Here is a 26,061-nt window from a genome sequence, read left to right as displayed (position 1 = left end):
CCGGGCGACCGGTGTCCTCCCCGCCGCCGTCGCGGGTGGGGCGTCGTCAGTCGTCGTGGCGTTCGGTGCGGGCGACCTCGGCGAACGCCGCCTCCAGGCATCCGGCGAACGGGACCCCGGTCACCGCGAGCAGGTCGACCACCAGCAGCGGGGCGTGGGCGGCGACGGCGGCCGGGTCGGGCGGGGTGTCGTCGTCACCCGGGTCGTAGACGCCGAGCGCCCCGGCCAGCAGCACGAGGACCACGTGCGGGTCGACGTCGGGTCGCCAGGTCGCGGCTGCGCGGACGCAGCGTTCCAGCACCTGCCGTACGTCGTCGCTGTCGAGCCCGTCGGGGTGCGCCTGCTCCAGCAGGAGCCGGACCACCCCGCCGAGGACCAGCCCGGCGCGGTCGGCACCGGCGAGCCGGGGCACCGCGTCGTCGTACGCCGCGCTGTCGCGGGCCTGGGCGGCCTCGACCGCTGCGGTGGCGGCCACCGCGATCTCGCGGGCCGGGGCGGGCAGGTGTCGCCAGGTCACCGTCACCGGCCCAGCATGGCAGAGCCGACCGACCCGGCCCCGGCCGGACACCGGGGCCGGGTCGGCACGGGCGCAAACGGGTCGACCGCCCCGGGACCGGCCGCGACTCCCGGTGCGAGAAGTCGCCGGCCGCCCTTCCCGGGACGGTCGGACGATGGCCGGAGTACGCCCCTCAACGCTCCGGTCACCGCGGGTCCGAGCGGTGCTCAGCAGTACGTGTAGCTGCCCTTGCTCCCCCACGAGCAGGAGTCGATCCCGGTGCCGGCGGAGTTGCGCAGGTAGGCGGTGTCGCCGGTGTTGTTCCAGATGTAGTTCCCGGAGCCCCAGTACCGGTGGGTGGAGGTGTTCTTGCCCTTGCCGGTGTGGATGTAGACGCTGGCGCCCTTGGCGAGGCGGACGTCGCCGGAGAACGTGTAGACGTGCTTGGACTTGTCGCGCAGCGTCCAGGACTTCAGGTTGATCGTGGAGCTGCGCCGGTTGGTCAGCTTGACGTACTCGGCGTTGAGGCTGGTGTTGGAGCGGGTGTCGCTGCCCGGGGAGTTGTAGTAGACCTTGGTGATCTCGACGGCCGGGGTGGCGGCCTGGGCCGGCCCGGCGACGGTGAGCGGGCCGCCGACGGCGACGGCGAGCGCCACGGCGAATCCGACGAGTCTGGTGTGCTTCACGCGTACCCCCACAGGTTCACGGACCGGCGTCCACGGGGACCGGTCACGGAAAGTGGGCCGAGGTTATCGACGCGGGCCGGCGACTGTGGACCGGAAACGCGCCGCGTCGCCGATCCGGTCCGCCAGTCCCGGCAGCGGGACCCTAATGGTGATCATGGGTGGCGCGATCGTCAGGCGACGGCGTCCCTTCCACCGATCCGCACTCGTCCGGCGGGCGGATCAGGTCGACCAGTCGGGGTCGGGTCCAGTGCCCGGCCACCCCGGGACGGTCGGCCAGGTAGTCGACAGTCCCGGCCGGCGTCCAGCCGTGCGCCTCCCGCAGCCCTTCGGCGATCATCCGCAGGTAGACCGGGGCGGGTGGGGTCCACGCCACGTCGGTGGCCCGCCAGGGCGCGGTGAAGGTGAGCATCGGCAGCCCGTCGCGGGTGCCGACCCGCAGCAGCGTCTCGTAGCGTCCCGGGCCGAGGGTGGCCCGGCCGTCGGCCACCGCCGCGTCGAGCGCGGGCAGATCGTCGCCGGGGGGCCGGTACATCTCCTGGGCGGCGAGGTCGGCGAACTGCGCCCGGGTGAGCAGGTAGCCCCGGGCCGCCGCGACGCCGGGCAGCGTCGGATCGTAGAAGGCCATCCCGCCCGTCCAGGCCCGGGACTCGCCGGCGAAGTAGATGCCGCCGGGGATCAGCACCGGCAGCGTCAGGCGCGGCGGTCGGCAGTCCCGGCAGCCGGGGTACGTCCGCAGCCCGCCGGGCGGCCGGCCGCCGGAGAGGTACCAGCCGAGCCGGGCGGCGTGCAGGTTCGACCCGTAGGCGACGTACCAGAGCAGTTCCATCCCGCCCCCTCACCGCGCCGGGGTCCCCACGCTAGCGCTCCACAGGCCCTGTCCACACCCTGTGGATGAAACATGTGTACGAACGATGTGATCTTGATACGGCCGACTACGCACCGCTGAGTACGCTTGATCGCAGCCCCGGCACCCGCCGGGCCCTTTCCCACCTGGAAGAACGTGGATCACGAGCGAGTCGTCCGGGACGTCACGGTCCGCCTGTCGATGGCGTCGACCGCCGCCGAGGCCTGCCGGTGGACGGTGACCGCGCTCGCCCGGTACGCCCCCGCCACGATCTCCGTCCTCCTCCAGGTGCACGACCGGCTGCGCTGCATCGCCGCCACCGGGGCCTGGCAGGTCTTCTCCGCCGTCCCGCCGAAGTCGGGCATCGTCGGCCGGGTGTACGCCTCCGGCGTGGGGGCCACCGTCGGGGACGTCACCGCCGACCCGGACTACCTGCCGCTACGCCCCGACGTCACGGCCGAGATCTGCGTACCGGTGCGGGACCCGCAGGGCCGGCCGATCGGCGTGCTCGACCTCCAGTGGAGCGGGCCGGTGGACCTCGCGCCGTGGCGGGAGACCGCCGACCGGCTCGCCGAGCGGCTCGGTGCCCGGATCGCGGCGCTGGGCGGGCCGCCCGCCGAGAGCCGCAGCGAGAAACTGCTCCGGCACGCCACCGCGATGACCGCCGCCCCCACCGACTGGGACCTGCTGACCGCCGCGCTCACCGCCGCCCGGGAGGTCTCCACCCTCTCCACCGCCGTGCTGGTGCTCGCCGGTCGGCACGGCCCCCGCGTCGGCGCACCCGCCACCGTGCCCACCGAGTGGGAGGCGCGGGTCCGGGCCGCGCTGGCCGACGCCTCGACCACGCAACTCGACCGGCTCGTCGCGCGGGCCCACCGGTACGGCGCGGCGTACACCCTGGGTGAGACGGGTTGCCCGCCCACCGAGGAGCACCTGGCGCTGGCCCGGGCCGGGGTACGCACCCTGGTGTCGGTGCCGGTCGGCCCACCCGACGACGGCGGGGTGCTGCTGGTCGCCGACGAGCGGCTGCTGCGCCCCGACCCGACCACGGTCAACCTGATGGAACTGCTCGCCGGGCAGGCCTGGGCGGCCCTGGAGCGGCTGCGTACCCTGGCGCAGTTGCGGGAGCAGGCCAGCCTCGACCCGCTGACCGGGCTGCGGCACACCGGCACGTTCGGGCGGCGGATCGCGGCGGCCACCCCCGGGCGTACCGCGCTGCTCGCCATCGACGTGGACGGTTTCAAGAGCGTCAACGACACGTACGGCCACCAGGCCGGGGACCGGTTGCTGGTGGGGCTGGCCCGCGCCCTGGAGGCGGCGCTGCGGCACGGCGACGAGCTGTACCGCACCGGCGGCGACGAGTTCGTCGCGGTGATCGAGGTGGCCCACGCCGACGAGGCGGTCCGCATCGCCGAACGGCTCACCGAGGCCGCCCGGCGCACCGGCCGCACGATCAGCGTGGGCGTGGCGCTACCGCTGCCCGGCGAACCGGCCGACCGCACCCTGCACCGCGCCGACCAGGCCCTCTACGCGGCCAAGCACCGGGGCCGGGACCGGGTGCAACTCTCCACCCCCTGACCCCGCCCCACCCCGTCACCAACCCCGTGTCGATCATGGACTTGTGGTGGGCTTTTCGCCCTGGTCCACGCCGTTTGCGAGCACCACAACTCCTTGATCGACACAGGGTTGGGGTGGGGTGGGTGGGGGTCAGGGGCGGGGGCGGGGGTTGACGACTAGTTCGGCGATCTGGGCGGTGTTGAGGGCGGCGCCCTTGCGCAGGTTGTCGCCGGTGACGAAGAGGTCGAGGGCGCGCGGGTCGTCGACGGCCCGACGGATCCGGCCGACCCAGGCCGGGTCGGTGCCGACCGCGTCGATGGGCATCGGAAACTCCCCGGCTTCCGGGTCGTCGACCAGGATCACGCCGGGGGCGTTGCGCAGCGCCTCCCGGGCCCCCTCAGCGTCGACCTCGGTGGCGAAGACGGCGTGCACCGCGACCGAGTGGCCGGTCACCACCGGCACCCGTACGCAGGTGGCGGAGACCTTGAGGTCAGGCAGGCCGAGGATCTTGCGGGACTCGTTGCGGACCGTCATCTCCTCCGACGACCAGCCCTGCCCGGCCGGCGACCCCGCCCACGGCACCACGTTCAACGCCAGCGGCGCGGGGAACGGGCCCAGCTCGTCGCCGACCGCCTGCCGCACGTCGCCGGGTCGGGAGCCGAGCACCCGGTCCCCGGCGATCTTGCCGAGTTGCAGGTGCAGGGCGTCCACCCCGGCCTGCCCCACCCCGGACACCGCCTGGTACGACGCGAGCACCAGCTCCCGCAGGCCGTACTCGCGGTGCAGCGGGGCGATCGCCATGATCATGGTCAGGGTGGTGCAGCTGGCGTTGGCGATGATCCCCCGGGGCCGGTGGTGCACCTGCTCAGGGTTGATCTCGGGCACCACCAGCGGGACGTCGCGGTCCATGCGGAACGCGGCCGAGTTGTCGACGACCACCGCGCCCCGCTCGACGGCGACGGGTGCCCAGTGCGCCGACACCTCGTCGGGCACGTCGAAGACCGCCACGTCGACCCCGTCGAACACCTCGGGGGTGAGCGCACCGACGGTCAACTCCTCGCCCCGGCAGCGCACCTGCCGCCCGAGCGAACGGGCCGAGGCGACCAACCTGATCTCGCCCCAGACGTTGCGTCGGGAGGAGAGCAGGTCACACAGCGTGGTGCCGACAGCCCCCGTCGCCCCGACCACGGCCAGGGTGGGCTGCGGTCCCATCGGGGCTACCGCCCGGTTCCCGCGTACACCACGGCTTCGGAGTCGCCGCCCAACTCGAACTGGTCGTGGATGGCGCGTACCGCCCGGTCGAGGTCGGTGTCCCGGCAGACCACGGAGACCCGGATCTCGGAGGTGGAGATCATCTCGATGTTGACACCGGCCGCGCCGAGGGCGGCGAAGAAACCGGCCGCGACGCCGGGGTGCGAACGCATGCCGGCACCGATCAGCGACACCTTGCCGACGTGGTCGTCGTAGAGCAGGCCCTTGAACTTGACCGGCTCCTGGATCTTGCTGAGCGCGGCCATCGCGGTCGGCCCGTCGGCCTTGGGCAGGGTGAACGAGATGTCGGTGCGCCCGGTGCCCTCGGTGGAGACGTTCTGCACGATCATGTCGATGTTGATCTCGGCACCGGCCACGGTGTCGAAGATGCTGGCGGCGGCACCCGGCTCGTCGGGCACCCCCACGATCGTGATCTTCGCCTCGCTGCGGTCGTGGGCAACCCCGGTGATCAGTGCCTGTTCCACGGGAAGGTCCTCCATCGATCCGGTGACCATGGTGCCGGTGTTGGTCGAGTATGACGAACGGACGTGGATCGGCAAGCCCGCCCGGCGCGCGTACTCCACGCTGCGCAGGTGCAGCACCTTGGCGCCGCAGGCGGCCAGCTCCAGCATCTCCTCGTAGGTGATGTGCTGGATGTGCCGGGCGTTGGGCACGATCCGGGGGTCGGCGGTGAAGATGCCGTCGACGTCGGTGTAGATCTCGCAGACGTCGGCGTGCAACGCGGCGGCGAGCGCCACGGCGGTGGTGTCCGAGCCGCCCCGGCCCAGCGTGGTGACGTCCTTGGTGTCCTGCGAGACGCCCTGGAAGCCGGCCACGATCACCACCGCGCCCTCGTCGAGCGCGCCCTTGAGCCGCCCGGGGGTGACGTCGATGATCCGCGCCCGGCCGTGCGCCGAGGTGGTGATCACGCCGGCCTGCGAGCCGGTGAACGAGCGTGCCTCGTACCCCAGGTTGTGGATCGCCATGGCCAGCAGCGCCATCGAGATCCGCTCCCCGGCGGTGAGCAGCATGTCCAGCTCACGGCCCGGCGGCAGGGGGCTGACCTGGTTGGCCAGGTCGAGCAGCTCGTCGGTGGTGTCGCCCATCGCGGAGACCACCACCACCACGTCGTCGCCGGCCTTGCGGGCGGCGACGATGCGCTCGGCCACCCGCTTGATCCGCTCGGCGTTGGCGACGGAGGACCCGCCGTACTTCTGCACCACGAGTGCCACGACGGCGCACTCCCTCCCAGCGACGACCCTGAGCGTGCCGACGCCGCCGGCTGAAGTCCGGCGGCGCGTGTCAGACCACCCCAGGGTATCGGGCGGTACGCGAGTGCGGGTCGGGTGATCCCACCATCCGGCGCAGGCCACCGCCACCCAGCGGGGTCCGGGCGGGCGACGCGACCTGACACGCCGGGCCCGTCACCGGTGCGGGCGGGGGCGTCCGGGACGGTCGTCGGGCGCAGAATGACCCGGTGCATGCCCATCCCCACCCGATCCCGCCGTCCCCGGAACCGCCCGGCCGCCGGGGGTGGCCGGTCCGCTCGGTGCTGCCGGTGCTGCCGGTGCTGGTGCTGCTGGCCGGTTGCGCCTCGGACGGGCCGGACGCCCCGCCGACCGGGTCGCCGTCCGATCCGCCGCCCGCCGCGGTCGACAGCGCCCGCGACGATCTGGCCGCGCTGGCCGCCGCCGCCCGGGACCGGCACCTGACCGCCCGGTACACCCTGACCGGCACCGGCGACCCGACCCGGGAGATCACCGTGACCAGCGCGAACGACGGCAGTTGGCGGGTGGACGTGCCGGGGGGCGCGCTCGGCGGGACGGCCGACGTCGCGCTCGCCGCCACCCGGGACGGGCTGTTCCAGTGCGGCCTGCCCTCGGCCGGTCGCCCCGAGCCGGCGAGCTGCGTACGGCTTGGCGACCGGGACGACACGGTGCCGCACCGGCTGGACCCCCGGGTGCAGCACCCGTTCACCGACTGGCTGGAGGTGCTCACCGACCGGCGTGCCGCGCTGTCGGTCTCCACCGCGACCACGCCCCCCGGGGTGCCGGGGACCTGCTACGCGGTGGAGAGCACCGCCGCCTCGCTGCACCCGCCGCTGGACGTGGGCATCTACTGCTACCAGCCGGACGGGACGCCCACCTTCGTCCGGGCGGCGCTGGGCACGTTGACCCTGGCCGGGCCGCCCGGCCCCGCGCCCGACACGGTGCCGCTGGCCGGGCCGGTGGTGCCCGGAGAGCCACTCGGCCGGGATTCGGGTTCGTCGGCGGCGGACCCGAGCCCGGAAACGTCCTGACCTGTTCGGGGGGTTACGGGTGGCCTTGACCACATTTGCCATAGCGGGCTAATCCACCAAATAACCCATACGGGATTCTCTTCGCATGGCTCACCTCACCCCGCTGCTCGCCTTCCGCTGGAGCCCCTGGGCGTTCCACCCGGCGGCCGAACTGACCGGCGACGAGGCGGCGTCCCTGCTGGAGGCGGCCCGCTGGGCCCCGTCGGCCGGCAACGCCCAGCCGTGGCGGTTCGCCCTCGGCCACCGCGACGACGAGACCTGGAAACGCATCCTGGTCAGCCTCACCGGGGCCGACCAGCGCTGGGCCCGGCACGCCGCCGCGCTGCTGCTGGGCGCACACGTCGCGGGCGACCCGGAGCGGTGCGCGTACGACCTGGGCCAGTCGGTCGCCCACCTGAGCGTCCAGGCCACCGCCCTCGGTCTGCACGTACGACAGATCCGCGACTTCGACCGGGCCGCGCTCGCCGCCGACCTGGACCTGGCCACCGGGGTACGCCCCCTGGTGGTGACCGCCGTGGGCCCGCTCGGCGACCCGTCCGCCCTGCCCGGGGACCTGCTACGCCGGGAGACCGCGCTGCGCCGCCGGCACCCGGTCCACGCCCTGCTGCTCGGCTGACGCTCCCACCCTCGACGGTGACGGCGGGCCCCGGGACGGCGGCCCCGGGCGGGTGCGATTCCGGTCTCAGAGTCCGGACCCACCTTTGCACCCCCCGGCTCATCACGTAGGGTCACTCTGTCATGTGGCGGGCGTACCTTCTCCTTGGTCGCCGCGACGGGGCCTGACCGGCCGGCACCCCGTCGCGGAGTCGAACCGCGCCGTCCAGCAGATCCGAACTCCATCTCGGCAACCGTCCGGGCATCGCCGCCCGACATCCGCCGACACCTTCGCAATGCTGACGCCACCTGACCCACGGGAGCACTCCGTCATGGCTCAACCTGTCACCACCGACGCCGACGCCGATCAGATCGCCCGGCAACGTCCCAGCCGGATGCCGTACCAGCGCTACCAGCCGTACCACAAGCAGTTCCGGATCGACCTGCCGGACCGCACCTGGCCGACCCGGCACGTCGAGGCCGCCCCCCGCTGGTGCGCGGTCGACCTGCGCGACGGCAACCAGGCCCTGATCGACCCGATGTCGCCGGAGCGCAAGCGGCGGATGTTCCAGCTGCTGGTGCAGATGGGCTACAAGGAGATCGAGGTCGGCTTCCCGTCGGCCAGCCAGACCGACTTCGACTTCGTCCGGCAGCTCATCGAGCAGGACCTGATCCCCGACGACGTGACCATCCAGGTGCTCACCCAGTGCCGGGAGCACCTGATCGAGCGGACGTTCGAGTCGCTGCGCGGCGCGCGGCGGGCCATCGTGCACTTCTACAACTCGACCTCCACGCTCCAGCGGCGGGTGGTCTTCGGGCTGGACCGCGACGGCATCACCGACATCGCCACCCAGGGCGCCCGGCTGTGCCGCAAGTACGCCGAGATCCACACCCCGGACACCGACATCTACTACGAGTACTCGCCCGAGTCGTACACCGGCACGGAGCTGGAGTACGCGGTGGAGGTGTGCGGCAAGGTCATCGAGGTGATCGACCCCACCCCGGACCGCAAGCTGATCATCAACCTGCCGGCCACCGTCGAGATGGCCACGCCGAACGTGTACGCCGACTCGATCGAGTGGATGCACCGGCACCTGCCCCGCCGGGACAGCCTGGTGCTCAGCCTGCACCCGCACAACGACCGGGGCACCGGGGTCGCCGCCGCCGAACTGGGCCTGCTGGCCGGCGCGGACCGGATCGAGGGCTGCCTGTTCGGCAACGGCGAGCGCACCGGCAACGTCGACCTGGTGACGCTGGGGCTGAACCTGTTCTCCCAGGGCATCGACCCGATGATCGACTTCTCGAACATCGACGAGGTCAAGCGGGCCGTCGAGTACTGCAACCAGCTCCCCGTGCACGAGCGCCACCCGTACGCCGGCGACCTGGTCTACACCGCCTTCTCCGGCTCCCACCAGGACGCCATCAAGAAGGGCTTCGACGCGCTGACCCGCGACGCCGAGGCGGCCGGGGTGCCGATCGACGAGTTCACCTGGGCGGTGCCCTACCTGCCGATCGACCCGAAGGACCTGGGCCGCACCTACGAGGCGGTCATCCGGGTCAACTCGCAGTCCGGCAAGGGCGGCGTCGCGTACATCATGAAGACCGAGCACCAACTGGACCTGCCGCGCCGGCTCCAGATCGAGTTCTCGGGCGTCGTGCAGCAGGTCACCGACCACGACGGCGGCGAGGTCGAGCCGGGCACCATGTGGCAAATCTTCGCCCGCAACTACCTGCTCGACCACCAGGTCGACCCGGCCGTCAACCTGACCGGCTACACGATCGGCACCGTCGACGGCAAGGTCGAGATCGAGGCCCAGGTGGTCGTCGACGGCGCGGCGCGCACGCTCACCGCAGTCGGCAACGGCCCCATCGACGCGTACGTCAACGCGCTCCAGTCGGTGGGTGTGGCCGTACGCGTGCTGGACTACCACGAGCACGCCCTGTCCTCGGGTGGCGACGCCCAGGCCGCCGCCTACGTGGAGTGCGACATCAACGGCCAGACCGTGTGGGGCGTCGGCACCGACCCCAACATCGTCACCGCCTCCATCAAGGCCGTCACCAGCGCCGCCAACCGCATCCGGCACTGATCCCGGACGAGCATGGGGCCCTGGCGTGTGCCGTCAGGGCCCCGTCGCCATTCGGCAGGGCCGTCACCCGCCCGTGGCCGGGCGCGCGGCCCGGTCCGGCGCGCCGTCGGGGGACGCCGGGCGGTGCACCAGCAGGCCGGCCAGCAGCGCGCCGCCGAGCAGCAGCCCGGCGCACCAGGTCATCGCGCCCCGGAACGCGTCGGTCAGGGCGGCGGTCTGCTCGTAGCCGGTGCCGGACAGGCCGACCAGTAGCGGCAGCGCGGCCACCGCGAGCAGGCCGCCGGTACGCGACGCGGCGTTGTTGAAGCCGCTGGCCACCCCGGCGAACCGGTCCGCCACGGCGGCCAGCACCGACGCGGTCAGCGGCGCCACCACCAGGGTCAGGCCGACGCCGAACAGCAGCACCCCGGGTAGCACGTCGAACCAGTACGACGCACCCGGCCCGACCCGACGCAACAGCAGCAGACCACCGGCGGCGACGACCGGGCCGACGGTCAGCAGCGGTCGGGGGCCGATCCGTGCCGACAGCGCCCCGGCCCGTGCCGAGCCGAGCAGCAACAGCACGGTCATCGGCACGGTGGCCAACCCGGTGCGCAGCGCCGACCAGCCGACGACGTTCTGGAGGTAGACGGACAGGAAGAAGGTGAACCCGCTCAGCGCGGCGTAGACCAGCACGGTGAACACGTTCAGCACCGAGAAGAGCCGGCTGCCGAAGATCGTGGTGGGCAGCATCGCCCCCTCGCCCCGGTGCCGTTCCAGCAGCACGAAGCAGACCGCGGCGAGGACGCCCACCGCGGCGGCGAGCAGCACCGACCAGGAGCGGGGGCCGCGTACCGGGGCGTCGATCAGGGCGTAGGTGAGCCCACCCAGGGCCAGCGCGCCGAGCAGCGCCCCGGCGATGTCGAACCGTCGGCCGGCGGTGCGGGAGGCGTTCTCGTCCCGGCTCTCCGGCACCCAGCGCACCGCCGCCAGCAGCACCCCGGCCGCGAGCGGCAGGTTGATGAAGAAGATCCACCGCCAGGAGAGCGCGTCGATCAGCCACCCGCCGACGAACGGTCCGAGCGCGGTGGACACCCCGGACAGCCCCGACCAGGTGCCGATCGCCCGGCCCCGGTCGTCCGGGTGGAAGCTCGCCTGGAGCACCGACAGCGACCCGGGGGTGAGCAGCGCCCCGCCCGCGCCCTGGAGGAACCGGGCCGCGATCAGCTGGCTGGTGTCCTGGGCGAGGCCGCACAGGACGGAGGCGACCGCGAACCAGACCACCCCGATCAGGAAGATCCGCCGCCTGCCGAACCGGTCCCCCAGCGACCCACCGAGCAGGACGAACGCGGCCAGCATCAGCGCGTACCCGTTGACCGTCCACTGTAGGCCCGCGACGGTCGCGTCGAGGTCGGCGCCCAGCCGGGGAAGCGCCACGTTGACCACGGTGCTGTCCAGGAACACCATGCCCGAGGCGAGGATCGCGGCGAGCAGTGTCCCCCGCCCGGCCGTGGTACGGATACGGAGCGCGTGAGCGGGTGCCGTCATGGGTACCAATCTGCACGCCCTCGACCGGAGACGCCACGAAACGCGGAAACCGCGCCTTGGGTACTGTGCGGGATCGCCGGAAGCCCGCAAGCTGGAAAGGTGTCGTCTGTGCGTACCAGATCAGGAGGCCGCGCGGCGGTGGCGGCGGCCCTTGCCGCGCTGCTCGCCCTCGGCGCGGGTGGGTGTGACGTCTCGGTGGAGGAGCCGGAGGCGCCACCTGGCAGCTCCGGCAACGTCGGTGAGCAGCTCTCGGAGCTGACCGTCGCCGAGGCCGGTTCGATGAAGGGCTACAGCCGCAACCGGTTCCCGCACTGGCGGGACACCGGCAAGAACTGCGACGTGCGGGACAGTGTGCTCCAGCGCGACGGCAAGGACATCCGGCTCTCCGGCTGCAACGTGGTCGGCGGGCGGTGGGAGAGCGTCTACGACGGGCGGACCTTCACCGACCCCTCCGACGTGGACATCGACCACATGGTGCCGCTGGCCAACGCGTGGCGTTCCGGGGCCGACGAGTGGGACGACACCAAGCGCGGCGACTTCGCCAACGACCTGACCCGACCGCAGCTCTTCGCGGTCTCCGCCAGTTCCAACCGGTCCAAGGGTGACCAGGACCCGTCGCAGTGGAAACCGCCGAACCGCGCCTACTGGTGCACGTACGCGGAACACTGGGTAGAGGTCAAGCACCACTGGAAGTTGACGGTGACCAGCGCCGAGAAGGCCGCCATCACCGACATGTTGGGGGGCTGCACATGGGCGAGCAAGCGCTGACACCGGCCGGTGCCGACGCCGACCCGGCCGGGACACCGGCCGACCGATCGCAGGAGGGCCCGGGGGCGGCCACCGCCGGGATGACCGCCGACGGGCGAACCGCCGCCCCGGCCGCGGTGCCGGGCGCGGGGATGACCGCCGACGCGGGCGGCACCGGCGGGCCCCGCGAGCTGACCGCCGACCTGGTCGCCGGCCCCGGCGGGGTGATGACCGACGAGGTGGGCGTGGTGACCGGCGAGCTGACCCTGAAGTCCCGGTACGCCGACGGGCAGGTCGCGCTCACCGTGCAGTACAAGGACGCCGACGAGTGGTACGCGGTGACCGGCGGGACGGCCAAGCTCGCCGACCCGGCCGACCTCGACGCCGTGCACACCGTCGCGCTCGCCCTGCTGCACCGCCCCGAGGGCTGAGCCGCCCGCCGCACCCACGGACAGGGCCCCTTCCCGGTGACCGGGAAGGGGCCCTGTCCTACTGCTCACGGGGTGGGGATCAGCTCACCGGGGTCGCCCGGGGCCCCGCCCTCGTCCGGCCGGACCAACTCGGGCTCCACCTCGTGCGGGCGCAGCCGCCCGGCGGCGATCTCCTCGGCGAAGTGGCAGGCGACCCGGTGGCCGCCGACGACCTCGCGCAGCGCCGGCCGCTCGTCGGCGCAGCGGGTCGGCTGCGCCCACGGGCACCGGGTGTGGAACCGGCAGCCGGCCGGCGGGTTGGTGGGCGACGGCAGGTCACCGGCGAGCAGGATGCGCTCCCGCCGGTCCTCGACCAGCGGGTCCGGCACCGGCACCGCCGACATCAACGCCTTCGTGTACGGGTGCATCGGCTCCCGGTAGAGGTCGTCGCTGGAAGCCTCCTCCACCAGCCCGCCCAGGTACATCACCCCGACGGTGTCGGCGATGTGCCGGACCACCGCCAGGTCGTGCGCGATGATCAGGTACGTCAGCCCGCGCTCGTTCTGGAGGTCCTCCAACAGGTTGAGCACCTGAGCCTGGATCGACACATCCAGGGCGGAGACGGGTTCGTCGGCGACGATCAGGTCCGGGTCGAGCACCAGCGCACGGGCGATGCCGATGCGCTGGCGCTGCCCGCCGGAGAACTCGTGCGGATACCTGCTCAACGCCGAGGCGGGCAGGCCGACCGCCTTCAGGGTGTCCCGCAGCCGCCGGTTCGTCGCCTCCCTGTCGTCGGCGAGGCCGTGCGCCTTGAGCCCCTCCACCAGCAGCGACTCCACCGACTGCCGGGGGTCCAGGCTGGAGAGCGGGTCCTGGAAGATCATCTGCATCCGGCGGCGGGCCCTGCGCATCGACTCGCCCTTGAGCGCGCGTACGTCGGTGCCGTCGAAGACGATCTCGCCGTCGGTCGGTTCGACCAGCCGCAGCAGGCCCCGGCCGAGCGTCGACTTGCCGCACCCCGACTCGCCCACCAGCCCGTACGTCTCACCCGCGTTGATCGACAGGGAGACACCGTCGACCGCGTAGACGTAGCCGACGGTACGGTCGAAGAGCAGCCCGCTCTTGATCGGGAAGTGCACCTTGACGTCGCGCAGCTCGATCAGCGGCCGCCCCTGTTCCGCCGCACCCCCCGCCCCGGCCTGCCCGGTCGCGGCGTCGTCCGTCGCGGCACCATCCGTGTTTCCGGTCCGTTCGGTCACGGCACCGCCACCTCCTCCGAAACGGGGTTGTTGCACCGCAGGTCGCCGCCGGTGGCGGTGGGCTCCAACGGTGGCGGGCCGTCCAGGCAGGCGTCCACCACGTTGTCGCAGCGGGGCGCGAAGGCGCAGCCCTCGACCCACGGGATGTTGTCGGCCACCGAGCCACGGATCGCGTGCAGCCGTTCGCCCCGCACCGAGTCGAGCCGGGGCACCGAGTTGAGCAACCCGTGCGTGTACGGGTGTCGGGGCCTGGCGAACAGCTCGTGCCGGGCGGCCCGCTCCACCACCTTGCCGCCGTAGAGCACGTTGACCGTGTCACAGAGGCCGGCCACCACCCCGAGATCGTGAGTGATCATGATGAGCGCGGTGCCGGTCTCGTCGACCAGCTGCTTGAGCAGGGTGAGGATCTGCGCCTGGATGGTGACGTCCAGCGCGGTGGTCGGCTCGTCGGCGATGAGCAGCCGGGGCTTGCAGGCCAGCGCGATGGCGATCAGGGCACGCTGGCGCATACCGCCGGAGATCTGGTGCGGGAACTCCGTCAGCCGACGGTCCGGGTCGGGGATGCCCACCGCGTCGAGCAGTTCCCGGGCCTCCCGCAGCGCCTTGCGGCGGTCCATCCCCCGGTGCCGCTCCAGCACCTCGGCGACCTGCACCCCGATCGGGACGACCGGGTTCAGCGAGGACAGCGGGTCCTGGAAGATCATGCCGATGTCCCGGCCGCGGCGGTCCCGCAGGTCGTCCGGGCGCAGCTTGAGCAGGTCGGTGCCCTCGAACAGCACCTCGCCGGTGACCCGGTTGCCGCGCTTCGGCAGCAGCCCCATGACCGCCAGGCTGGTCACGCTCTTGCCGCAGCCGGACTCGCCGACCAGGCCGACCGTCTGCCCCGGCTCCACCGTGAAGCTGACCTGGTCGACCGCCGTGAACGGCCGCTCGCCCCGGCGTTGGAACACCACGCTCAGATCGCGTACGTCGAGCAGGCTCATCGGGTCACATCCTCACTGTGCTGGTCGTTCGCTCCCGGCTGCGGTCGCCGGTCCGCCCGGCTCCCGCCCGGCCCGGGGCCGGTCGCGCCGGCCCGCCGCACGGCCGTCACCGCCGGTTCTTCGGGTCGATCGCCTCGCGCATCGCCTCACCGAGCAGGGTGAAGCCGAGCGCGACCACGATGATCGCGAGCGCCGGATAGTAGGCCAGCTCGGGGCGGACCTCGAAGTAGCGCTGGCCGTCGACGCCGAGCATCAGCCCCCACTCCGCCCGGTTGATGTCCGGGTCGCCGAGGCCGAGGAAGGACAGCGCCGCCGCGTCCAGGATCGACACCGCGAAGGTCAGCGTGGCCTGCACGATCACCGCGGTCAGCGAGTTGGGCAGCATGTGCCGCAGGACGATGTTGCGTTCCTTGACGCCCAACGCCCGCGCGGCGAGGACGTGGTCGCTCTCCCGCTGGGCCAGCATCGAGCCGCGCAGCAGCCGGGCGAAGATCGGCACGCTGACGATCGCCACCGCGAAGATCACCGTCCACTGGCTCGACCGGCTGGCCATCGCGACCAGGGTGATCGCCAGCAGCAGGCTGGGCAGCGCCAGCATCACGTCGGTGAGGCGCATCAGCACCACGTCGACCCAGCCGCCGAAGGCACCGGCGATCGCGCCGAGCAGCACACCCAGGGTGAGGCCGATCAGGGTGGCGAGCACGCCGACGAAGAGGGTCTGCCGGCTGCCGTGGATCATCCGGGAGAGGAAGTCCCGGCCGAGCGGGTCCGAACCGAACGGGTGCCCGGCGGTGGCCCCGGGGATGCTGTCCACGGTCAGGTCCCGGGTCAGCTCGTCGAAGCGCTGCACCGGGTCGTGCGGGGCGATCAGCGGGGCGAAGAGCGCCACCAGCACGAACAACCCGACGATGACGGCCCCGACGATGGCCACCGGGTTACGGCGCAGCCGGCGCAGCGCGTCCCGGTAGAGGCTGACCCCGCCCGGGTCGGCGGTGGCCCGCGCCAACTCGTCGAGCCGGGCCCGCTTGCGGTCGCCGAGCCGACCGATGCTGCGCTCCCGCCGCTGCTCCGGGGTCTCGCCGGCCGGCCCGGCGGGGCGGTCCTCGGTCGGGTTCCCGGCGGGCTGGTCGGTGGGGGTGTCGCCGGTGCGTGGCTTGCCCACGCCGGGGCGGGTGGTCGGGTCGGTCATCGCACACGCACCCTCGGGTCGATGAAGGCGTAGGAGAGGTCGACCAGCAGGTTGACCAGCACGAAGACCAGCGCGGCGAGCAGGATGATCGCCTGGAGTACCGGGTAGTCCCGGCCGCCGCTGATCGAGTCGGTGATCAGGGTGCCGAGCCCGCCCCAGTTGTAGACCTTCTCGGTGAGCACCGCGCCGGAGAGCAGCGCGCCCGTCTGCAGGCCGATGGTGGTGACCACCGGCAGCAGGGCGTTGCGCAGGATGTGCCGGCCCCGGATGGTGCGGTGTCGCAGGCCCTTCGCCTCGGCGGTCCGTACGTAGTCCTCGTTGAGCACGTCGAGCACGCTGGCCCGGGTGATCCGGACGATCACCGCCAGCGGGATCGTGGCCAGCGTGACCGCCGGCAGGATCAGGTGCCAGAGCGCGTCGGCGCTGGCGTCGAACTCCCGGGTGAGCAGTCCGTCCAGGACGTAGAACCCGGTCACCGAGGTGTTGTCCATCCCGGTGCTGATCCGCCCGGACGGCGGGAACCAGTGGATGTCCTGGGTGAGCACGTCCTTGAGCAGGTAGCCCAGGAAGAAGATGGGGATCGAGATGCCGAGCAGGGTGCCGGCGATCGTCAGGTTGTCGAGGAGTCGGCCCCGGTAGCGGGCGGCGAGATAGCCCAGCGGCACCCCCAGCCCCACCGCGATGATCATGGCGGCGATGGCCAGTTCGATGGTGGCCGGGAAGGCGCGGGCGATGACGTCGGTGACCGGGTCACCGGTCCGGATCGAGTTGCCCAGGTCCCCGGTGAGGACCCGCTGCATGAACTTGCCGTACTGCACGAGGATCGGCTGGTCGTAGCCGAGCGCCTTGATCAGCAGCGCCCGTCGTTCCGGGGTGGCCCGCTCGCCGAGCAGCGCCTCGACCGGGCCGCCGGGCAGGTTCCGCAACCAGACGAAGATCAGCGCCGACAGCGCTATCAGCGTCACCACCAGTTGGAGCAGGCGGCGGACTATGACTCGCAACATCTCTCACACACCAGACTCTCGATGTTCGCGGCATCGGCCCGGGCCGGCACTTGCTCCCGACCCGGGCCGATGCACGCCTACGGCGTCAGCCGACGGACGTCACTTGCTGACGCTGACCGTGTTGAAGCGCTCGTCGGTCAGCGGGCTGGCGACCAGCCCCTGCACGTCCTTGGTGACGACGATGGCCGGCGGGGCGTGCCAGACCGGCACGGCCGGCAGCCACTTGGCGGCGATGTCGCGGTTGACCTGCTCCCAGGCCGCCTTCTTGCCCGCCTCGTCGACGGTGGCGTCGGCCTTGGCGATCGCGTCGAACATCTCGGTCATGGCCTGGTCGCCGAACTCGACCTTGCCCCGGCCGAAGAAGGTGCCGACGAAGTTGCCCGGGTCGTTGTAGTCACCGGTCCAGCCGAGGATGTGCAGGTCCTGCTTGCCGAACTGCTGCACGTCGTCCTTGAAGCCACCGTTCCACGGACGCGGCACGCCGTTGACCTTGATGCCGACGGCCTGCAGGTCGTTGGCCAGGACGGTGAAGATCTCCTGCGGGTTCGGCATGTACGGCCGGGAGACGTCCGGCGGGTAGTAGAAGTTGAGGGTCAGCCCCTCGGCGCCGGCCTCCTTGAGCAGCTGCTTGGCCTTGTCCGGGTTGTACTCGTACTTCTGCACGTCCGGGGCGTAGCCGAGCACGGTGTCCGGCATGAACTCGTCGGCGACCTTGGTGCCACCCGGGCCCTTGGTCTGGACGAGCTGCTGACGGTTGAGGGCGTAGGCGATCGCCTGGCGTACCCGCAGGTCCTTCAGCTTCGGGTTCTTCTGGTTGATGCCCAGGTAGAGGATGTTGAACGCCGGGCGGTCGAGAACCTGGAAGCCCTCACCGGAGAGCGCCTTGCGGTCGGCCGGGGCCGGGAAGTCGATGCCCTGGACGGTGCCCGCGCGCAGCTCCTGCTTACGCGTGTTCTCGTCCTTGATCACCTTGATGATGACCTTGTCGACCTTGGCCTTCTCGCCCCAGTAGTCGGGGTTGCGGTTCAGGGTGATCTCGTTCTTGGCCTTGTCCCAGCCACCGAAGGTGAACGGACCGGTGCCGACCGGGGTGGTGGTCGCGAACGAGCTGTACTCGAAGGAGTCGCCGTTCTGCTTGACCGTGTCGGCGTCGCCCTTCTTGAGGGCCTCCGGGCTGGCGATCGAGAGCGCGGTCAGCGCGAACGCGCCCGGGAAAGCGCCCTTGTACCTGTTGAGGGTGACCACGGCGGTGCCGTCGTCCTTGGCCTCACACTTGTTGTAGAGCGCCTCGCCGGCACCCTCGGCCTCGTTCTTGGCGAACCCGCCGAAGACGTCCTGGTAGTAGATCATCTGCGACTGGGCGGCGGCGCCCTTCATGTTGTACCAGCGGTCGAAGTTGAAGCAGACCGCGGCGGCGTTGAAGGGGGTGCCGTCGTGGAACTTCACGCCCTGGCGCAGCTTGAAGGTCCAGACCTTGCCCTCGGGGTCGTGCTCCCAGCTCTCGGCGAGGCCACCCACCAGGTCGGCAGTGCCCGGCTTGTGCTGGACCAGCGTGTCGTACATCTGCCGGACCGGCCGGAACGACTCACCGTCGTCGTTGAAGATCGGGTCGAAGTTCTTCGGGTCACCGGCACCGGCGAAGATGAAGGTGCCGCCCGTCTTGGCCTCGCCACTGTTGTCATCGCCGCGGTCACTCTCCGCACAGCCGGCCGCGCCGACCGCCAGGGCTGCAACGGCCACGAGGCTCACGGCCGTCCTTAGCCTTCTCGCCTGCATCTCTCACCTCTGTCATCCGCCTGAACAACGCCGGTCCATGGCTCGGTCCGTGAGCGGGAGGCTATGACACGACACACCGAAGCGGAACGGCCGTTAGGCAATCGCTACCAACCCGACACCAAGCGCTCCGTCTGACACCGCCGGATCTCCCGACAAACGGGACTGTCACAGCGACGCGTCGCGGTTTTGTCCGTAAATCACCCGGGTATCCGAATCAGTCACCGCCACCGGTCACCCACCGTCATGCCCCGCCGCCACCGGCTCCCGCGAGGCGGCTCCCCGACGGTCGCCGTCCGCACCCGTGTCCGGTTCCGGGGGTACGCTCCGCGCCGGTCCGGCGCTACGTGCGTGTCATGGGGTCCGCGTCCCGTGACCGGCGGCACCCCCGGGCCGGAATCCCGACCCCGCCCCCGGCGTTACACCCTCCGTACGACCGCAGCAGCACCCCGGGCCGCCCGACGCCCCGGCCGCCGGCGGAATGACCCGGCACCGACGGTCGTTACATCCCCACGTACGACCGCAGCAGCACCCGGCCGACCCCGCACCCCTGCGGGAATGGCCCCGGACCCCCGGTCGTTACACCTGACCCCGGCACGAGCGGCCACCACCCCGGCCGGGAAACCCCCGAACCTTCCCTCCCCCGCATGAGCGCCCCGACGTGGTGCCCACGCCCCCCTGCGCCGCCCACCCACCACGGGCACACCCAGCCCGCCACGGGCCAGGGCCGGGGCGTCTACCCCCGAAGGAGCAACCCCATGAACACCACCATCCTGCGCAAGAGCATCCTCGGCATCGCCGGTCTCGCCGTCGCCGCAGGACTGGCCGCCGGCCCGCTCAACCACGACACCCCCACCATCGACACCCACCCCGTCGCCGCCGTCCAAACCGACAAGCCGGCCGTGGACACCGGCAAGCTGATCCCCCACGGCGTACAGGGCGACCAGTCCCACATCGACCTCGACGACGAGCAGACGAGCAACGTCAAGGCGATCATCGCCGCGACGAAGAAGGCCGGCATGGACGAACGGGCCGCGGTCGTGTCGATCGCCACCGCCCTACAGGAGTCGAAGCTGGAGAACCTCGGCCACCTCGGCGACCGCAACGACCACGACTCGCAGGGCCTGTTCCAGCAGCGTCCGTCGAGTGGCTGGGGCACGGTGGAGCAGATCACCGACCCCGAGTACGCCACCCTCGCGTTCCTCAAGGGCCTCAAGCAGGTCGACGGCTGGCAGGACATGCCCCTGACCAAGGCCGCCCAGACCGTCCAGGTATCGGCCTACCCCGACCACTACGCCCAGTGGGAACAGCAGGCCGCCGACCTCGTCGCCGAGCACTGGAACAGCTGACCCGCGTACGACACGATGGCCGGCACCCCGCCCGGGGTGCCGGCCATCGGCGTGTCTGCACCGGCCGGGGCCGGCGGCGAGGGTCAGACCGCGCGGCGGCCCTCGAAGGCCCGACCCAGGGTGATCTCGTCGGCGTACTCCAGGTCGCCGCCGACCGGCAGGCCGCTGGCCAGGCGGGTGACCGCGATGCCCATCGGCTTGACCATCAGCGCCAGGTACGTCGCGGTCGCCTCGCCCTCGGTGTTCGGGTCGGTGGCGAGGATCAGCTCGCGGATCGTCCCCGCGCTCAGCCGGCTCATCAGCTCACGGATGCGCAGGTTGTCCGGGCCGATCCCCTCCAGCGGATTGATCGCCCCACCGAGCACGTGGTAGCGGCCCCGGAACTCACCGGTCCGCTCGATCGCCACCACGTCCTTGGGTTCCTCGACCACGCAGATCACCTCGTCGGTGCGGCGCGGGTCGCGGCAGATCCGGCACTGCTCCGACTCGGCGACGTTGAAGCAGGTGGTGCAGAACCGGACCAGGTCCTTGACCTTGCGCAGCGCACCGGCGAGCCGGGTGACGTCGGCCGGGTCCGCCGACAGGACGTGGAAGGCGATCCGCTGGGCGCTCTTCGGGCCGACGCCCGGCAGCCGCCCCAACTCGTCGATCAGGTCCTGGATGGCACCCTCGTACATCTGCGGGTCAGAATCCGGGCAGGCCGAGGCCGCCCATGCCGCCGGCCACCGGGCCCATCTTCTTGTCGGTCAACTCCTTGGCCGCCTCGGCGGCGTTGTGCAAAGCCGCGACGACCAGGTCCTCCAGGGTCTCGACGTCCTCCGGGTCGACCGCCTTCGGGTCGATCCTGATGCTCTTGACCTCGCCGGAGCCGGACACGGTCGCGGTGACCAGACCGCCACCGGCGGTGCCGGTCAGCTCGGCCTCGGCCAGCTCGGCCTGCGCCTTGGCGATCTGCTGCTGCATCTTCTGCGCCTGCTTCAGCATCTGCTGCATGTTCGGCTGTCCACCTGGGCGCACGGATGGCTCCTTCTCGCACTCGTCTGCTCGGCCGCGCCCAGCCTAGTCGGGCACGGCCGGTGTCTCCGGTCCGGGCGACGGCGGGTCAGCGCGCGTCCACCTCGTCGATCTTCTCGGCCCCGAACGCCTCCCGGAGCAACTGCACCGCCTGCTCCTCGCTGGACTGCCGGGCGGTCCGCTCGTCGATCACCTCGTCCAGCGGTTCGTCACCCGGGTCGAAGCCCTCGTAGGCCGGGGCCGCCGCCGGCTGCGAGCGACCACCGGCACGCCCCGGCCCGTCGTAGTCCGGGTCGTACGGCGGCTCACCGGCCCAGTCGGCGTCCGCCGTCCGGCGCGCCGGTTGGGCTGTCCGCGGCCCCTTGGCGGTGCCGGCCGCAGCCGCCGCCGCAGCCGCCCGCGCCGCCGCGATCGCGCTGCTCACCGGGGCCGCGCCGGGGGCGGTCGCACCGGTCTGCGCCGGAGCCGTCGCCTGCCCCACAGGCCTGGGTACGGCAGGAGCCGCCCCGCCGGCACGCGCGGTCGCCGCCCCGGCCGCCGGTGCCATCACCCGTGCTCCGGATGCCCCCGCCGTGCCCGGTCCGGCCTGGGCGGCAGGAGATCCGCCCGCCGACCCGGGCTGTGCCGCACCGCCAGCCGTCGTCGCCGTGGCCACCGCGCCGCCCGGACGGGCCGCCTCGGGCCAGTCGCCGGCATCGCCCGCACTGCCGGCCCCGCCGGGGCGGGCAGCCGCCGGCCATCCGTCCTCGCCACCGGGACGGGCCGGCTCGGGCCAGTCGTCATCGGCCGGGCTTGTCCCGTCGCCCTGCGCCTGCGGGTCACCGCCCCGCACCGCGACGGCGGTCGCCCCGCCCGCGCCGGAACCGTCCACCGCACCGGCACCGTTCGCGCGGCCGTAGCCGACAACACCCGGAACCACGTGCGGGGCATCGGGGCCGGGCCCGCCCGCCGCGCCGTTCGCGTTGGGCCCGCCGTTCGCGCTGGTCGCGTCAGCGGGCGGGGAAGCGTCAGGCCGGGCCGCCGGGCCGCCAGCCACGCCCGACGGGCCGGAACCGGCATCCGGGCCTGCAGACGGGCAGGCCGGGCGCGGAGCGCCACCGTCGGCCGGGCCGGGCGGGGAGCCGGCGGGAGGCGCGGACGGGCGGGCCGGCCGGGACGGACCACCGGGGGTCACCCCGCCCCGCTCGCCGGCCACCTCGCAGCGGATCTGCCAGCGACCGCCCAGCTCCTCGTAGAGCGCGTCGGTGAGCACCCGGGCATGGTCGGCCATCATCTTGGCCAGCACCACCGACTTAACGGTCACCACCAGCGTGTCCCCGTCGAGGTCCCGGACCACGGCGTCCCGCATCAGGGCGGCGATCCGCTTGTTCGTCCGGTTGACCTTGCCGACCACCTCCGGCCACGCCCGCCGCACGGCCACCGCGTCGAGCGCGCCCACCGGGTCGCTGCCCGGTCGGGGCGGCTCGGGTGTCGCCGGATCGGGCAGCACCGCCGACGGCGGCACCGGACGGCGTACGGGAGCGGCGTCGGCGACCGGTGCGCCATCGGACGGCGGCGCGGCAGGTGCCGGCGGGGGCGGTCCGGGGCGGGCAGCGGCAGCGGCGGCCCGCGCGGCAGCCGCCCCGGTGAGGGCTCCCGGAGCCGCCGGGGTGTCGGCGGCGGCCGGGGCCGGCTGGGGGCGTACCTCGGTGGGGGCGGGGGGAGGCGCGGAGCCGGCGGCGGCCGGTGGCAGGTCGACGGCACCCAGGGTGAGCCGGCGCTCCATCCGTTCCAGGCGCTGGAGCAGGCCACCGGTGGAGTCGTCGACGCCGGGCAGCAGCATCCGGGCGCAGATCAGCTCCAGCAGCAGCCGGGGAGCGGTGGTGCCGCGCATGTCGACCAGGCCGTTGTGCACGATGTCGGCGCAGCGGGACAGGGTCGCCGGGCCGAGCCGCTGGGCCTGGGCGGCCATCCGCTCGATCTGGTCGGCCGGGCCGTCGATCAGGCCCTTGCCTGCGGCGTCCGGCACCTGCTGGATCACGATCAGGTCGCGCAGCCGTTCCAGCAGGTCGGCGGCGAACCGGCGCGGGTCGTGACCGGCCTCGGCCACCCGGTCGACGGTCGCGTACGCCGCCGCGCCGTCCCCGGCGGCCAGCGCGTCGCACATCTCGTCGATCAGCGCGGAGTCGGTGACGCCGAGCAGCGCGGCGGCCCGGGGATAACTGACCCCCTCCGGGCCGGCCCCCGCGATGAGCTGGTCGAGCACGGAGAGGCTGTCCCGGGCGCTGCCGCCACCGGCGCGCACCACCAGCGGAAACACCGCCGGATCGACCGTCACCCCTTCCGCCTGGGTGAGCTGCTCCAGGTACGGCCGGAGCACCTTCGGCGGGATCAGCCGGAACGGGTAGTGGTGGGTCCGCGACTTGATCGTGCCGAGGACCTTCTCCGGCTCCGTGGTGGCGAAGATGAACTTGACGTACTCCGGGGGCTCCTCGACCAGCTTGAGCAGGGCGTTGAAACCGGCCGACGAGACCATGTGCGCCTCGTCGATGACGTAGATCTTGAACCGGCTGCGGGCCGGCGCGAAGAACGCCTTCTCGCGCAGCTCACGGGCGTCGTCGACGCCGCCGTGGCTGGCCGCGTCGATCTCGATGACGTCGATCGAGCCGGAGCCGTCGACGGCCAGCGACCGGCACGAGTCGCACTGCCCGCACGGCTCCGGGGTAGGGCCCTGCTCGCAGTTGAGCGAACGGGCCAGGATGCGGGCGCTTGAGGTCTTGCCGCAGCCCCGGGGGCCGGAGAACAGGTAGGCGTGGTTGAGCCGACCGCTGCGCAGCGCCTGCGACAACGGCTCGGTGACGTGCTCCTGGCCGATGACCTCGGCGAAGGTGCGCGGCCGGTACTTGCGGTAGAGCGCCAGCGTCACTCGCCCCGCCTCCTCTCGACCGAGCCATTCTGCGCCGGTCGGGCGCGGGTGACCACCCACCACCCCGGGACCCGGCCCGCAGGTACGGTACCGGTGGCCGGAGACAAAAAGGCCTCCCGTGCACCCGGCAGAGCTCGCTTATCCTTGCTGCCTTCCGGCCCTGGGGAGGTTCACGAGATACCGCCGCACGGGAGGTACCGCCCACCCTACCCGACCCCTGGTGGATCTTCGGGGGGTGGTGGGGTGGCCCGGCCGCCGGGGACCTGTATCCTGGCTCGCGGAGGATTCGCCTAGAGGCCTAGGGCGCACGCTTGGAAAGCGTGTTGGGATAAAACCCTCACGAGTTCGAATCTCGTATCCTCCGCTCTCTTGAGCAGGAAAACGACAGGGTCGGCCCCGATCGGGAGCCGGCCCTTCGTCGTTTCCTGCGACGTCCAGCGCCCCGCCCGCCGGCCGCGCGCCCGGTCCCGCTGCGCTATGCCCGTGGCAGAACGGGCGTACCGCGCCTCGTCCCCTTCTCTAGGGTCACCGCAGGTGGGCCGGTGGGCGGGCCGCCCGGTGGGGAGGCAGCGATGCGGATCGTCTTCGTGCACGGGGCGTGCGTACGCGACGGGGCGTGGTGGTGGTCCCGGGTCGACGCGCTGCTCGCGGCCGGCGGGACGGCGAGCGTCGCGGTACGGCTACCGAGCTGCGGTGAGCTGCCGGACGCCCGTCGGCCGGCAGGGCTGGACGACGACGTGGAGGAGACCCGTCGGGTCCTGCGCGACGGCGGGCCGACGATCCTCGTCGCCCATTCCTACGGCGGGGTGGTCGCCACTGCGGCGGCAGACGCCGGGGACGTCCGGCACCTCGTCTACGTCAGCTCGTTCCTGCCCGACGTGGGTGAGTCCCTGGCCGATCTCGGGCCCGCCGGACCCGCGCCCCACCTGGAGTTCTTCCCCGACGGCACGTTCGCAGCCCGGCCCGAACTGGTCCCGCCGCTGTTCCTGCACGACTGTGACCCGGCGGCGGTGGAGGGTGCGCTGGCCCGGCTGGTCCGGCAGGACGCCGCCGTGCTCACCACCCCGGTCCGGTGCGCCGGCTGGCGGTCGACCCCGTCGACGGGGGCGGTCTGTGCCGGGGACCGCGCCACCCCGCCGGAGGTGCAGCGCGCCCAGGCGGCACGGGCGGGGCGGACGGTGGAGTTGGCCACCGGGCACCATCCGATGCTCTCCCACCCGGAGCTGCTCGCCGGGCTGCTGCGGGAGATCGCCGTCGAACACGACTGACGACGTAAGCACGGGACGCATACCGTTCATCCTCCGCTCGTCTGAGCAGCACCAACGCGAGGGCCGGCCCTGATCCGGAGCCGACCTTTCGTCGCTTCCCGAAGCTGTGCCAGGACAGGGCGGCCAGGAGGGTTCAGAGCCGGGGCGTGGTCTTCACCCAGCCGAGGAAGCGCTGGTACGTGCCGATCGGGTCGGGCGGCTCGGGACAGATCCGGGTGAGGTCGGCCACTGCCTCGCGGAACAACTCGGCAAGGTCGACCGCGAGGTTGACCCGCTCCCCCGCGTACTCGGCGACCAGGTCGAGCCGAGCCCTCCCGCAGGGCCAGGGCAGCGCATCGGCGGTGCAGATCCAGAGAGGTCTGAGCGGCGCGTGTCTCTGCATGTCGCCTCCGAGGTGGGTCCGAACTTCGCGGCACCCCGACCCGCCGGGAAGCTCCTCCACCGGGCCGGAGGCCATCTCTACCTCACCGCACCTGGCATCCACTTGTCAATCAGCAAGGAGCGATAGTCAATCCAATGCCGTGCTTACGGTCGAACGGTGAAGCGACCGCGCTTGTACGGACCGGGCGAACTGGCTGCCCTGTTCAACGTGTCGCGGCAACGGGTCCTACAGATCACCCGCCGACCCGGCTTCCCCGAACCACTCGCCCGCCTGATCGGCACCACGGTCTGGGACGCGGACGAGGTGGACGAGTGGGCACGCCACCACCGCCCGCCCCGCCCACCTGCGGAAGACGACGAGTAGCCGCCCGGCCCGTAGGGCAGGGCAGCAGCAACACCGGCATGCCTTTCGCTGCGAACCCCGGTACGGTGCGGGCA

The 26,061-nt window shown here is 72.5% G+C and carries 24 protein-coding genes, 1 tRNA gene and 1 other RNA gene; 10 read left to right on the top strand and 16 right to left on the bottom strand.

What is annotated here, in order from left to right; translation table 11 throughout:
- Nucleotides 1-46 precede the first annotated feature (46 nt).
- The 3 genes from ACN260_RS00500 to ACN260_RS00490 form a co-directional block, all read right to left on the bottom strand.
- Nucleotides 47-523, bottom strand: a complete 477-nt coding sequence (locus tag ACN260_RS00500; protein WP_422754262.1) for a hypothetical protein — start codon at nucleotides 521-523, stop codon at nucleotides 47-49.
- Between the two features lie 200 nt (nucleotides 524-723).
- The gene (locus ACN260_RS00495) at nucleotides 724-1,182 is read right to left on the bottom strand and encodes a lamin tail domain-containing protein (protein ID WP_363650421.1); all 459 of its coding nucleotides are present in this window, start codon (nucleotides 1,180-1,182) and stop codon (nucleotides 724-726) included.
- A 142-nt stretch (nucleotides 1,183-1,324) separates the two neighbouring features.
- The gene (locus ACN260_RS00490) at nucleotides 1,325-2,008 is read right to left on the bottom strand and encodes a histone deacetylase (RefSeq protein ID WP_422754261.1); all 684 of its coding nucleotides are present in this window, start codon (nucleotides 2,006-2,008) and stop codon (nucleotides 1,325-1,327) included.
- A gap of 174 nt (nucleotides 2,009-2,182) precedes the next feature.
- Here ACN260_RS00490 and ACN260_RS00485 point away from each other — a divergent pair, with 174 nt between their 5' ends.
- Nucleotides 2,183-3,604, top strand: a complete 1,422-nt coding sequence (locus tag ACN260_RS00485; protein ID WP_422754260.1) for a diguanylate cyclase — start codon at nucleotides 2,183-2,185, stop codon at nucleotides 3,602-3,604.
- A gap of 129 nt (nucleotides 3,605-3,733) precedes the next feature.
- Here the strand turns inward: ACN260_RS00485 and ACN260_RS00480 are convergent, their stop codons facing one another.
- Both ACN260_RS00480 and ACN260_RS00475 read right to left on the bottom strand, forming a co-directional pair.
- Complete coding sequence (locus ACN260_RS00480) at nucleotides 3,734-4,795, bottom strand: aspartate-semialdehyde dehydrogenase (protein ID WP_422754259.1); 1,062 nt, start codon at nucleotides 4,793-4,795, stop codon at nucleotides 3,734-3,736.
- A gap of 5 nt (nucleotides 4,796-4,800) precedes the next feature.
- On the bottom strand, nucleotides 4,801-6,066 hold the full coding sequence (locus tag ACN260_RS00475; protein WP_088643814.1) for an aspartate kinase: 1,266 nt from the start codon (nucleotides 6,064-6,066) through the stop codon (nucleotides 4,801-4,803).
- Between the two features lie 245 nt (nucleotides 6,067-6,311).
- Here ACN260_RS00475 and ACN260_RS00470 point away from each other — a divergent pair, with 245 nt between their 5' ends.
- From ACN260_RS00470 to leuA, 3 genes are all read left to right on the top strand, one after another.
- Nucleotides 6,312-7,133, top strand: coding sequence for a hypothetical protein (locus ACN260_RS00470; protein ID WP_422754258.1), 822 nt, complete (start codon nucleotides 6,312-6,314; stop codon nucleotides 7,131-7,133).
- A gap of 85 nt (nucleotides 7,134-7,218) precedes the next feature.
- On the top strand, nucleotides 7,219-7,749 hold the full coding sequence (locus tag ACN260_RS00465) for a nitroreductase family protein (protein WP_422754257.1): 531 nt from the start codon (nucleotides 7,219-7,221) through the stop codon (nucleotides 7,747-7,749).
- A 310-nt stretch (nucleotides 7,750-8,059) separates the two neighbouring features.
- Nucleotides 8,060-9,814 carry a 2-isopropylmalate synthase gene (leuA, locus tag ACN260_RS00460; RefSeq protein ID WP_422754256.1) on the top strand — a complete coding sequence of 585 codons (1,755 nt, stop codon included), beginning with the start codon at nucleotides 8,060-8,062 and terminating at the stop codon, nucleotides 9,812-9,814.
- 63 nt (nucleotides 9,815-9,877) lie between these two features.
- Here the strand turns inward: leuA and ACN260_RS00455 are convergent, their stop codons facing one another.
- Nucleotides 9,878-11,341 carry an MFS transporter gene (locus tag ACN260_RS00455; RefSeq protein WP_422754255.1) on the bottom strand — a complete coding sequence of 488 codons (1,464 nt, stop codon included), beginning with the start codon at nucleotides 11,339-11,341 and terminating at the stop codon, nucleotides 9,878-9,880.
- A 108-nt stretch (nucleotides 11,342-11,449) separates the two neighbouring features.
- Here ACN260_RS00455 and ACN260_RS00450 point away from each other — a divergent pair, with 108 nt between their 5' ends.
- Together ACN260_RS00450 and ACN260_RS00445 are read left to right on the top strand one after the other, a co-directional pair.
- Entirely contained in the window at nucleotides 11,450-12,109 is a 660-nt protein-coding gene (locus ACN260_RS00450) for an HNH endonuclease family protein (RefSeq protein ID WP_422754254.1), read from the top strand.
- Nucleotides 12,091-12,519, top strand: a complete 429-nt coding sequence (locus ACN260_RS00445; protein ID WP_422754253.1) for a hypothetical protein — start codon at nucleotides 12,091-12,093, stop codon at nucleotides 12,517-12,519. Before ACN260_RS00450 ends, ACN260_RS00445 begins: the two co-directional genes overlap by 19 nt.
- Nucleotides 12,520-12,584: 65 nt before the next feature.
- Here ACN260_RS00445 and ACN260_RS00440 read toward each other — a convergent pair whose 3' ends face one another.
- The 5 genes from ACN260_RS00440 to ACN260_RS00420 all read right to left on the bottom strand — a co-directional run bounded on the left by ACN260_RS00440 (nucleotide 12,585) and on the right by ACN260_RS00420 (nucleotide 18,709).
- Nucleotides 12,585-13,661 (bottom strand): ABC transporter ATP-binding protein, encoded by a 1,077-nt coding sequence (locus ACN260_RS00440; RefSeq protein WP_422756576.1) that lies wholly within the window; start codon nucleotides 13,659-13,661, stop codon nucleotides 12,585-12,587.
- A 92-nt stretch (nucleotides 13,662-13,753) separates the two neighbouring features.
- On the bottom strand, nucleotides 13,754-14,740 hold the full coding sequence (locus ACN260_RS00435) for an ABC transporter ATP-binding protein (RefSeq protein WP_204957384.1): 987 nt from the start codon (nucleotides 14,738-14,740) through the stop codon (nucleotides 13,754-13,756).
- A 106-nt stretch (nucleotides 14,741-14,846) separates the two neighbouring features.
- Nucleotides 14,847-15,929 (bottom strand): ABC transporter permease, encoded by a 1,083-nt coding sequence (locus ACN260_RS00430; protein WP_281902199.1) that lies wholly within the window; start codon nucleotides 15,927-15,929, stop codon nucleotides 14,847-14,849.
- The gene (locus ACN260_RS00425) at nucleotides 15,926-16,933 is read right to left on the bottom strand and encodes an ABC transporter permease (protein ID WP_088643793.1); all 1,008 of its coding nucleotides are present in this window, start codon (nucleotides 16,931-16,933) and stop codon (nucleotides 15,926-15,928) included. The genes ACN260_RS00430 and ACN260_RS00425 overlap by 4 nt, the downstream gene beginning before the upstream one ends.
- Before the next feature lie 99 nt (nucleotides 16,934-17,032).
- On the bottom strand, nucleotides 17,033-18,709 hold the full coding sequence (locus ACN260_RS00420; protein WP_422754252.1) for an ABC transporter substrate-binding protein: 1,677 nt from the start codon (nucleotides 18,707-18,709) through the stop codon (nucleotides 17,033-17,035).
- Between the two features lie 755 nt (nucleotides 18,710-19,464).
- Here ACN260_RS00420 and ACN260_RS00415 point away from each other — a divergent pair.
- Complete coding sequence (locus ACN260_RS00415; protein WP_422754251.1) at nucleotides 19,465-20,055, top strand: hypothetical protein; 591 nt, start codon at nucleotides 19,465-19,467, stop codon at nucleotides 20,053-20,055.
- 83 nt (nucleotides 20,056-20,138) lie between these two features.
- On the opposite strand, the gene recR is transcribed toward ACN260_RS00415, so the two are convergent.
- From recR to ffs, 4 genes are all read right to left on the bottom strand, one after another.
- Nucleotides 20,139-20,732, bottom strand: coding sequence for a recombination mediator RecR (gene recR, locus ACN260_RS00410; RefSeq protein WP_088647762.1), 594 nt, complete (start codon nucleotides 20,730-20,732; stop codon nucleotides 20,139-20,141).
- 7 nt (nucleotides 20,733-20,739) lie between these two features.
- Nucleotides 20,740-21,048 carry a YbaB/EbfC family nucleoid-associated protein gene (locus ACN260_RS00405; RefSeq protein ID WP_422754250.1) on the bottom strand — a complete coding sequence of 103 codons (309 nt, stop codon included), beginning with the start codon at nucleotides 21,046-21,048 and terminating at the stop codon, nucleotides 20,740-20,742.
- A 109-nt stretch (nucleotides 21,049-21,157) separates the two neighbouring features.
- Nucleotides 21,158-23,974: a DNA polymerase III subunit gamma and tau gene (locus tag ACN260_RS00400; protein WP_422754249.1), complete on the bottom strand. Its 2,817-nt coding sequence runs from the start codon at nucleotides 23,972-23,974 to the stop codon at nucleotides 21,158-21,160.
- A 107-nt stretch (nucleotides 23,975-24,081) separates the two neighbouring features.
- An RNA gene (ffs, locus tag ACN260_RS00395) (signal recognition particle sRNA small type) lies at nucleotides 24,082-24,171 on the bottom strand.
- Between the two features lie 82 nt (nucleotides 24,172-24,253).
- Between ffs and ACN260_RS00390 the strand changes: the two genes are divergently transcribed.
- Together ACN260_RS00390 and ACN260_RS00385 are read left to right on the top strand one after the other, a co-directional pair.
- A tRNA-Ser gene (locus tag ACN260_RS00390) sits at nucleotides 24,254-24,338 on the top strand.
- A 208-nt stretch (nucleotides 24,339-24,546) separates the two neighbouring features.
- Nucleotides 24,547-25,242 carry an alpha/beta hydrolase gene (locus ACN260_RS00385; RefSeq protein ID WP_422754248.1) on the top strand — a complete coding sequence of 232 codons (696 nt, stop codon included), beginning with the start codon at nucleotides 24,547-24,549 and terminating at the stop codon, nucleotides 25,240-25,242.
- A gap of 133 nt (nucleotides 25,243-25,375) precedes the next feature.
- On the opposite strand, the gene ACN260_RS00380 is transcribed toward ACN260_RS00385, so the two are convergent.
- Nucleotides 25,376-25,624: a flavin reductase gene (locus ACN260_RS00380; RefSeq protein ID WP_422754247.1), complete on the bottom strand. Its 249-nt coding sequence runs from the start codon at nucleotides 25,622-25,624 to the stop codon at nucleotides 25,376-25,378.
- A 156-nt stretch (nucleotides 25,625-25,780) separates the two neighbouring features.
- Here ACN260_RS00380 and ACN260_RS00375 point away from each other — a divergent pair, with 156 nt between their 5' ends.
- Nucleotides 25,781-25,987 (top strand): helix-turn-helix transcriptional regulator, encoded by a 207-nt coding sequence (locus ACN260_RS00375; RefSeq protein ID WP_088646531.1) that lies wholly within the window; start codon nucleotides 25,781-25,783, stop codon nucleotides 25,985-25,987.
- Nucleotides 25,988-26,061: the final 74 nt, after the last annotated feature.

This window comes from Micromonospora sp. WMMD708, from assembly GCF_049315245.1.
Lineage (GTDB): Bacteria > Actinomycetota > Actinomycetes > Mycobacteriales > Micromonosporaceae > Micromonospora > Micromonospora wenchangensis.
Note: the sequence above shows the minus strand (reverse complement) of the source record. Positions and strands in the feature narration are given on the sequence as shown.

Excerpts from the sequence above, each read along its gene's own strand:
- ACN260_RS00415 (WP_422754251.1), top strand. The coding sequence starts at position 19,465 with ATGAACACCACCATCCTGCGCAAGAGCATCCTCGGCATCGCCGGTCTC.
- ACN260_RS00490 (WP_422754261.1), bottom strand. The coding sequence starts at position 2,008 with ATGGAACTGCTCTGGTACGTCGCCTACGGGTCGAACCTGCACGCCGCC.
- ACN260_RS00430 (WP_281902199.1), bottom strand. The coding sequence starts at position 15,929 with ATGACCGACCCGACCACCCGCCCCGGCGTGGGCAAGCCACGCACCGGC.
- ACN260_RS00420 (WP_422754252.1), bottom strand. The coding sequence starts at position 18,709 with ATGCAGGCGAGAAGGCTAAGGACGGCCGTGAGCCTCGTGGCCGTTGCA.
- ACN260_RS00480 (WP_422754259.1), bottom strand. The coding sequence starts at position 4,795 with ATGGGACCGCAGCCCACCCTGGCCGTGGTCGGGGCGACGGGGGCTGTC.
- ACN260_RS00385 (WP_422754248.1), top strand. The coding sequence starts at position 24,547 with ATGCGGATCGTCTTCGTGCACGGGGCGTGCGTACGCGACGGGGCGTGG.
- leuA (WP_422754256.1), top strand. The coding sequence starts at position 8,060 with ATGGCTCAACCTGTCACCACCGACGCCGACGCCGATCAGATCGCCCGG.
- recR (WP_088647762.1), bottom strand. The coding sequence starts at position 20,732 with ATGTACGAGGGTGCCATCCAGGACCTGATCGACGAGTTGGGGCGGCTG.
- ACN260_RS00435 (WP_204957384.1), bottom strand. The coding sequence starts at position 14,740 with ATGAGCCTGCTCGACGTACGCGATCTGAGCGTGGTGTTCCAACGCCGG.
- ACN260_RS00465 (WP_422754257.1), top strand. The coding sequence starts at position 7,219 with ATGGCTCACCTCACCCCGCTGCTCGCCTTCCGCTGGAGCCCCTGGGCG.
- ACN260_RS00405 (WP_422754250.1), bottom strand. The coding sequence starts at position 21,048 with ATGCAGCAGATGCTGAAGCAGGCGCAGAAGATGCAGCAGCAGATCGCC.
- ACN260_RS00455 (WP_422754255.1), bottom strand. The coding sequence starts at position 11,341 with ATGACGGCACCCGCTCACGCGCTCCGTATCCGTACCACGGCCGGGCGG.
- ACN260_RS00445 (WP_422754253.1), top strand. The coding sequence starts at position 12,091 with ATGGGCGAGCAAGCGCTGACACCGGCCGGTGCCGACGCCGACCCGGCC.
- ACN260_RS00425 (WP_088643793.1), bottom strand. The coding sequence starts at position 16,933 with ATGTTGCGAGTCATAGTCCGCCGCCTGCTCCAACTGGTGGTGACGCTG.
- ACN260_RS00380 (WP_422754247.1), bottom strand. The coding sequence starts at position 25,624 with ATGCAGAGACACGCGCCGCTCAGACCTCTCTGGATCTGCACCGCCGAT.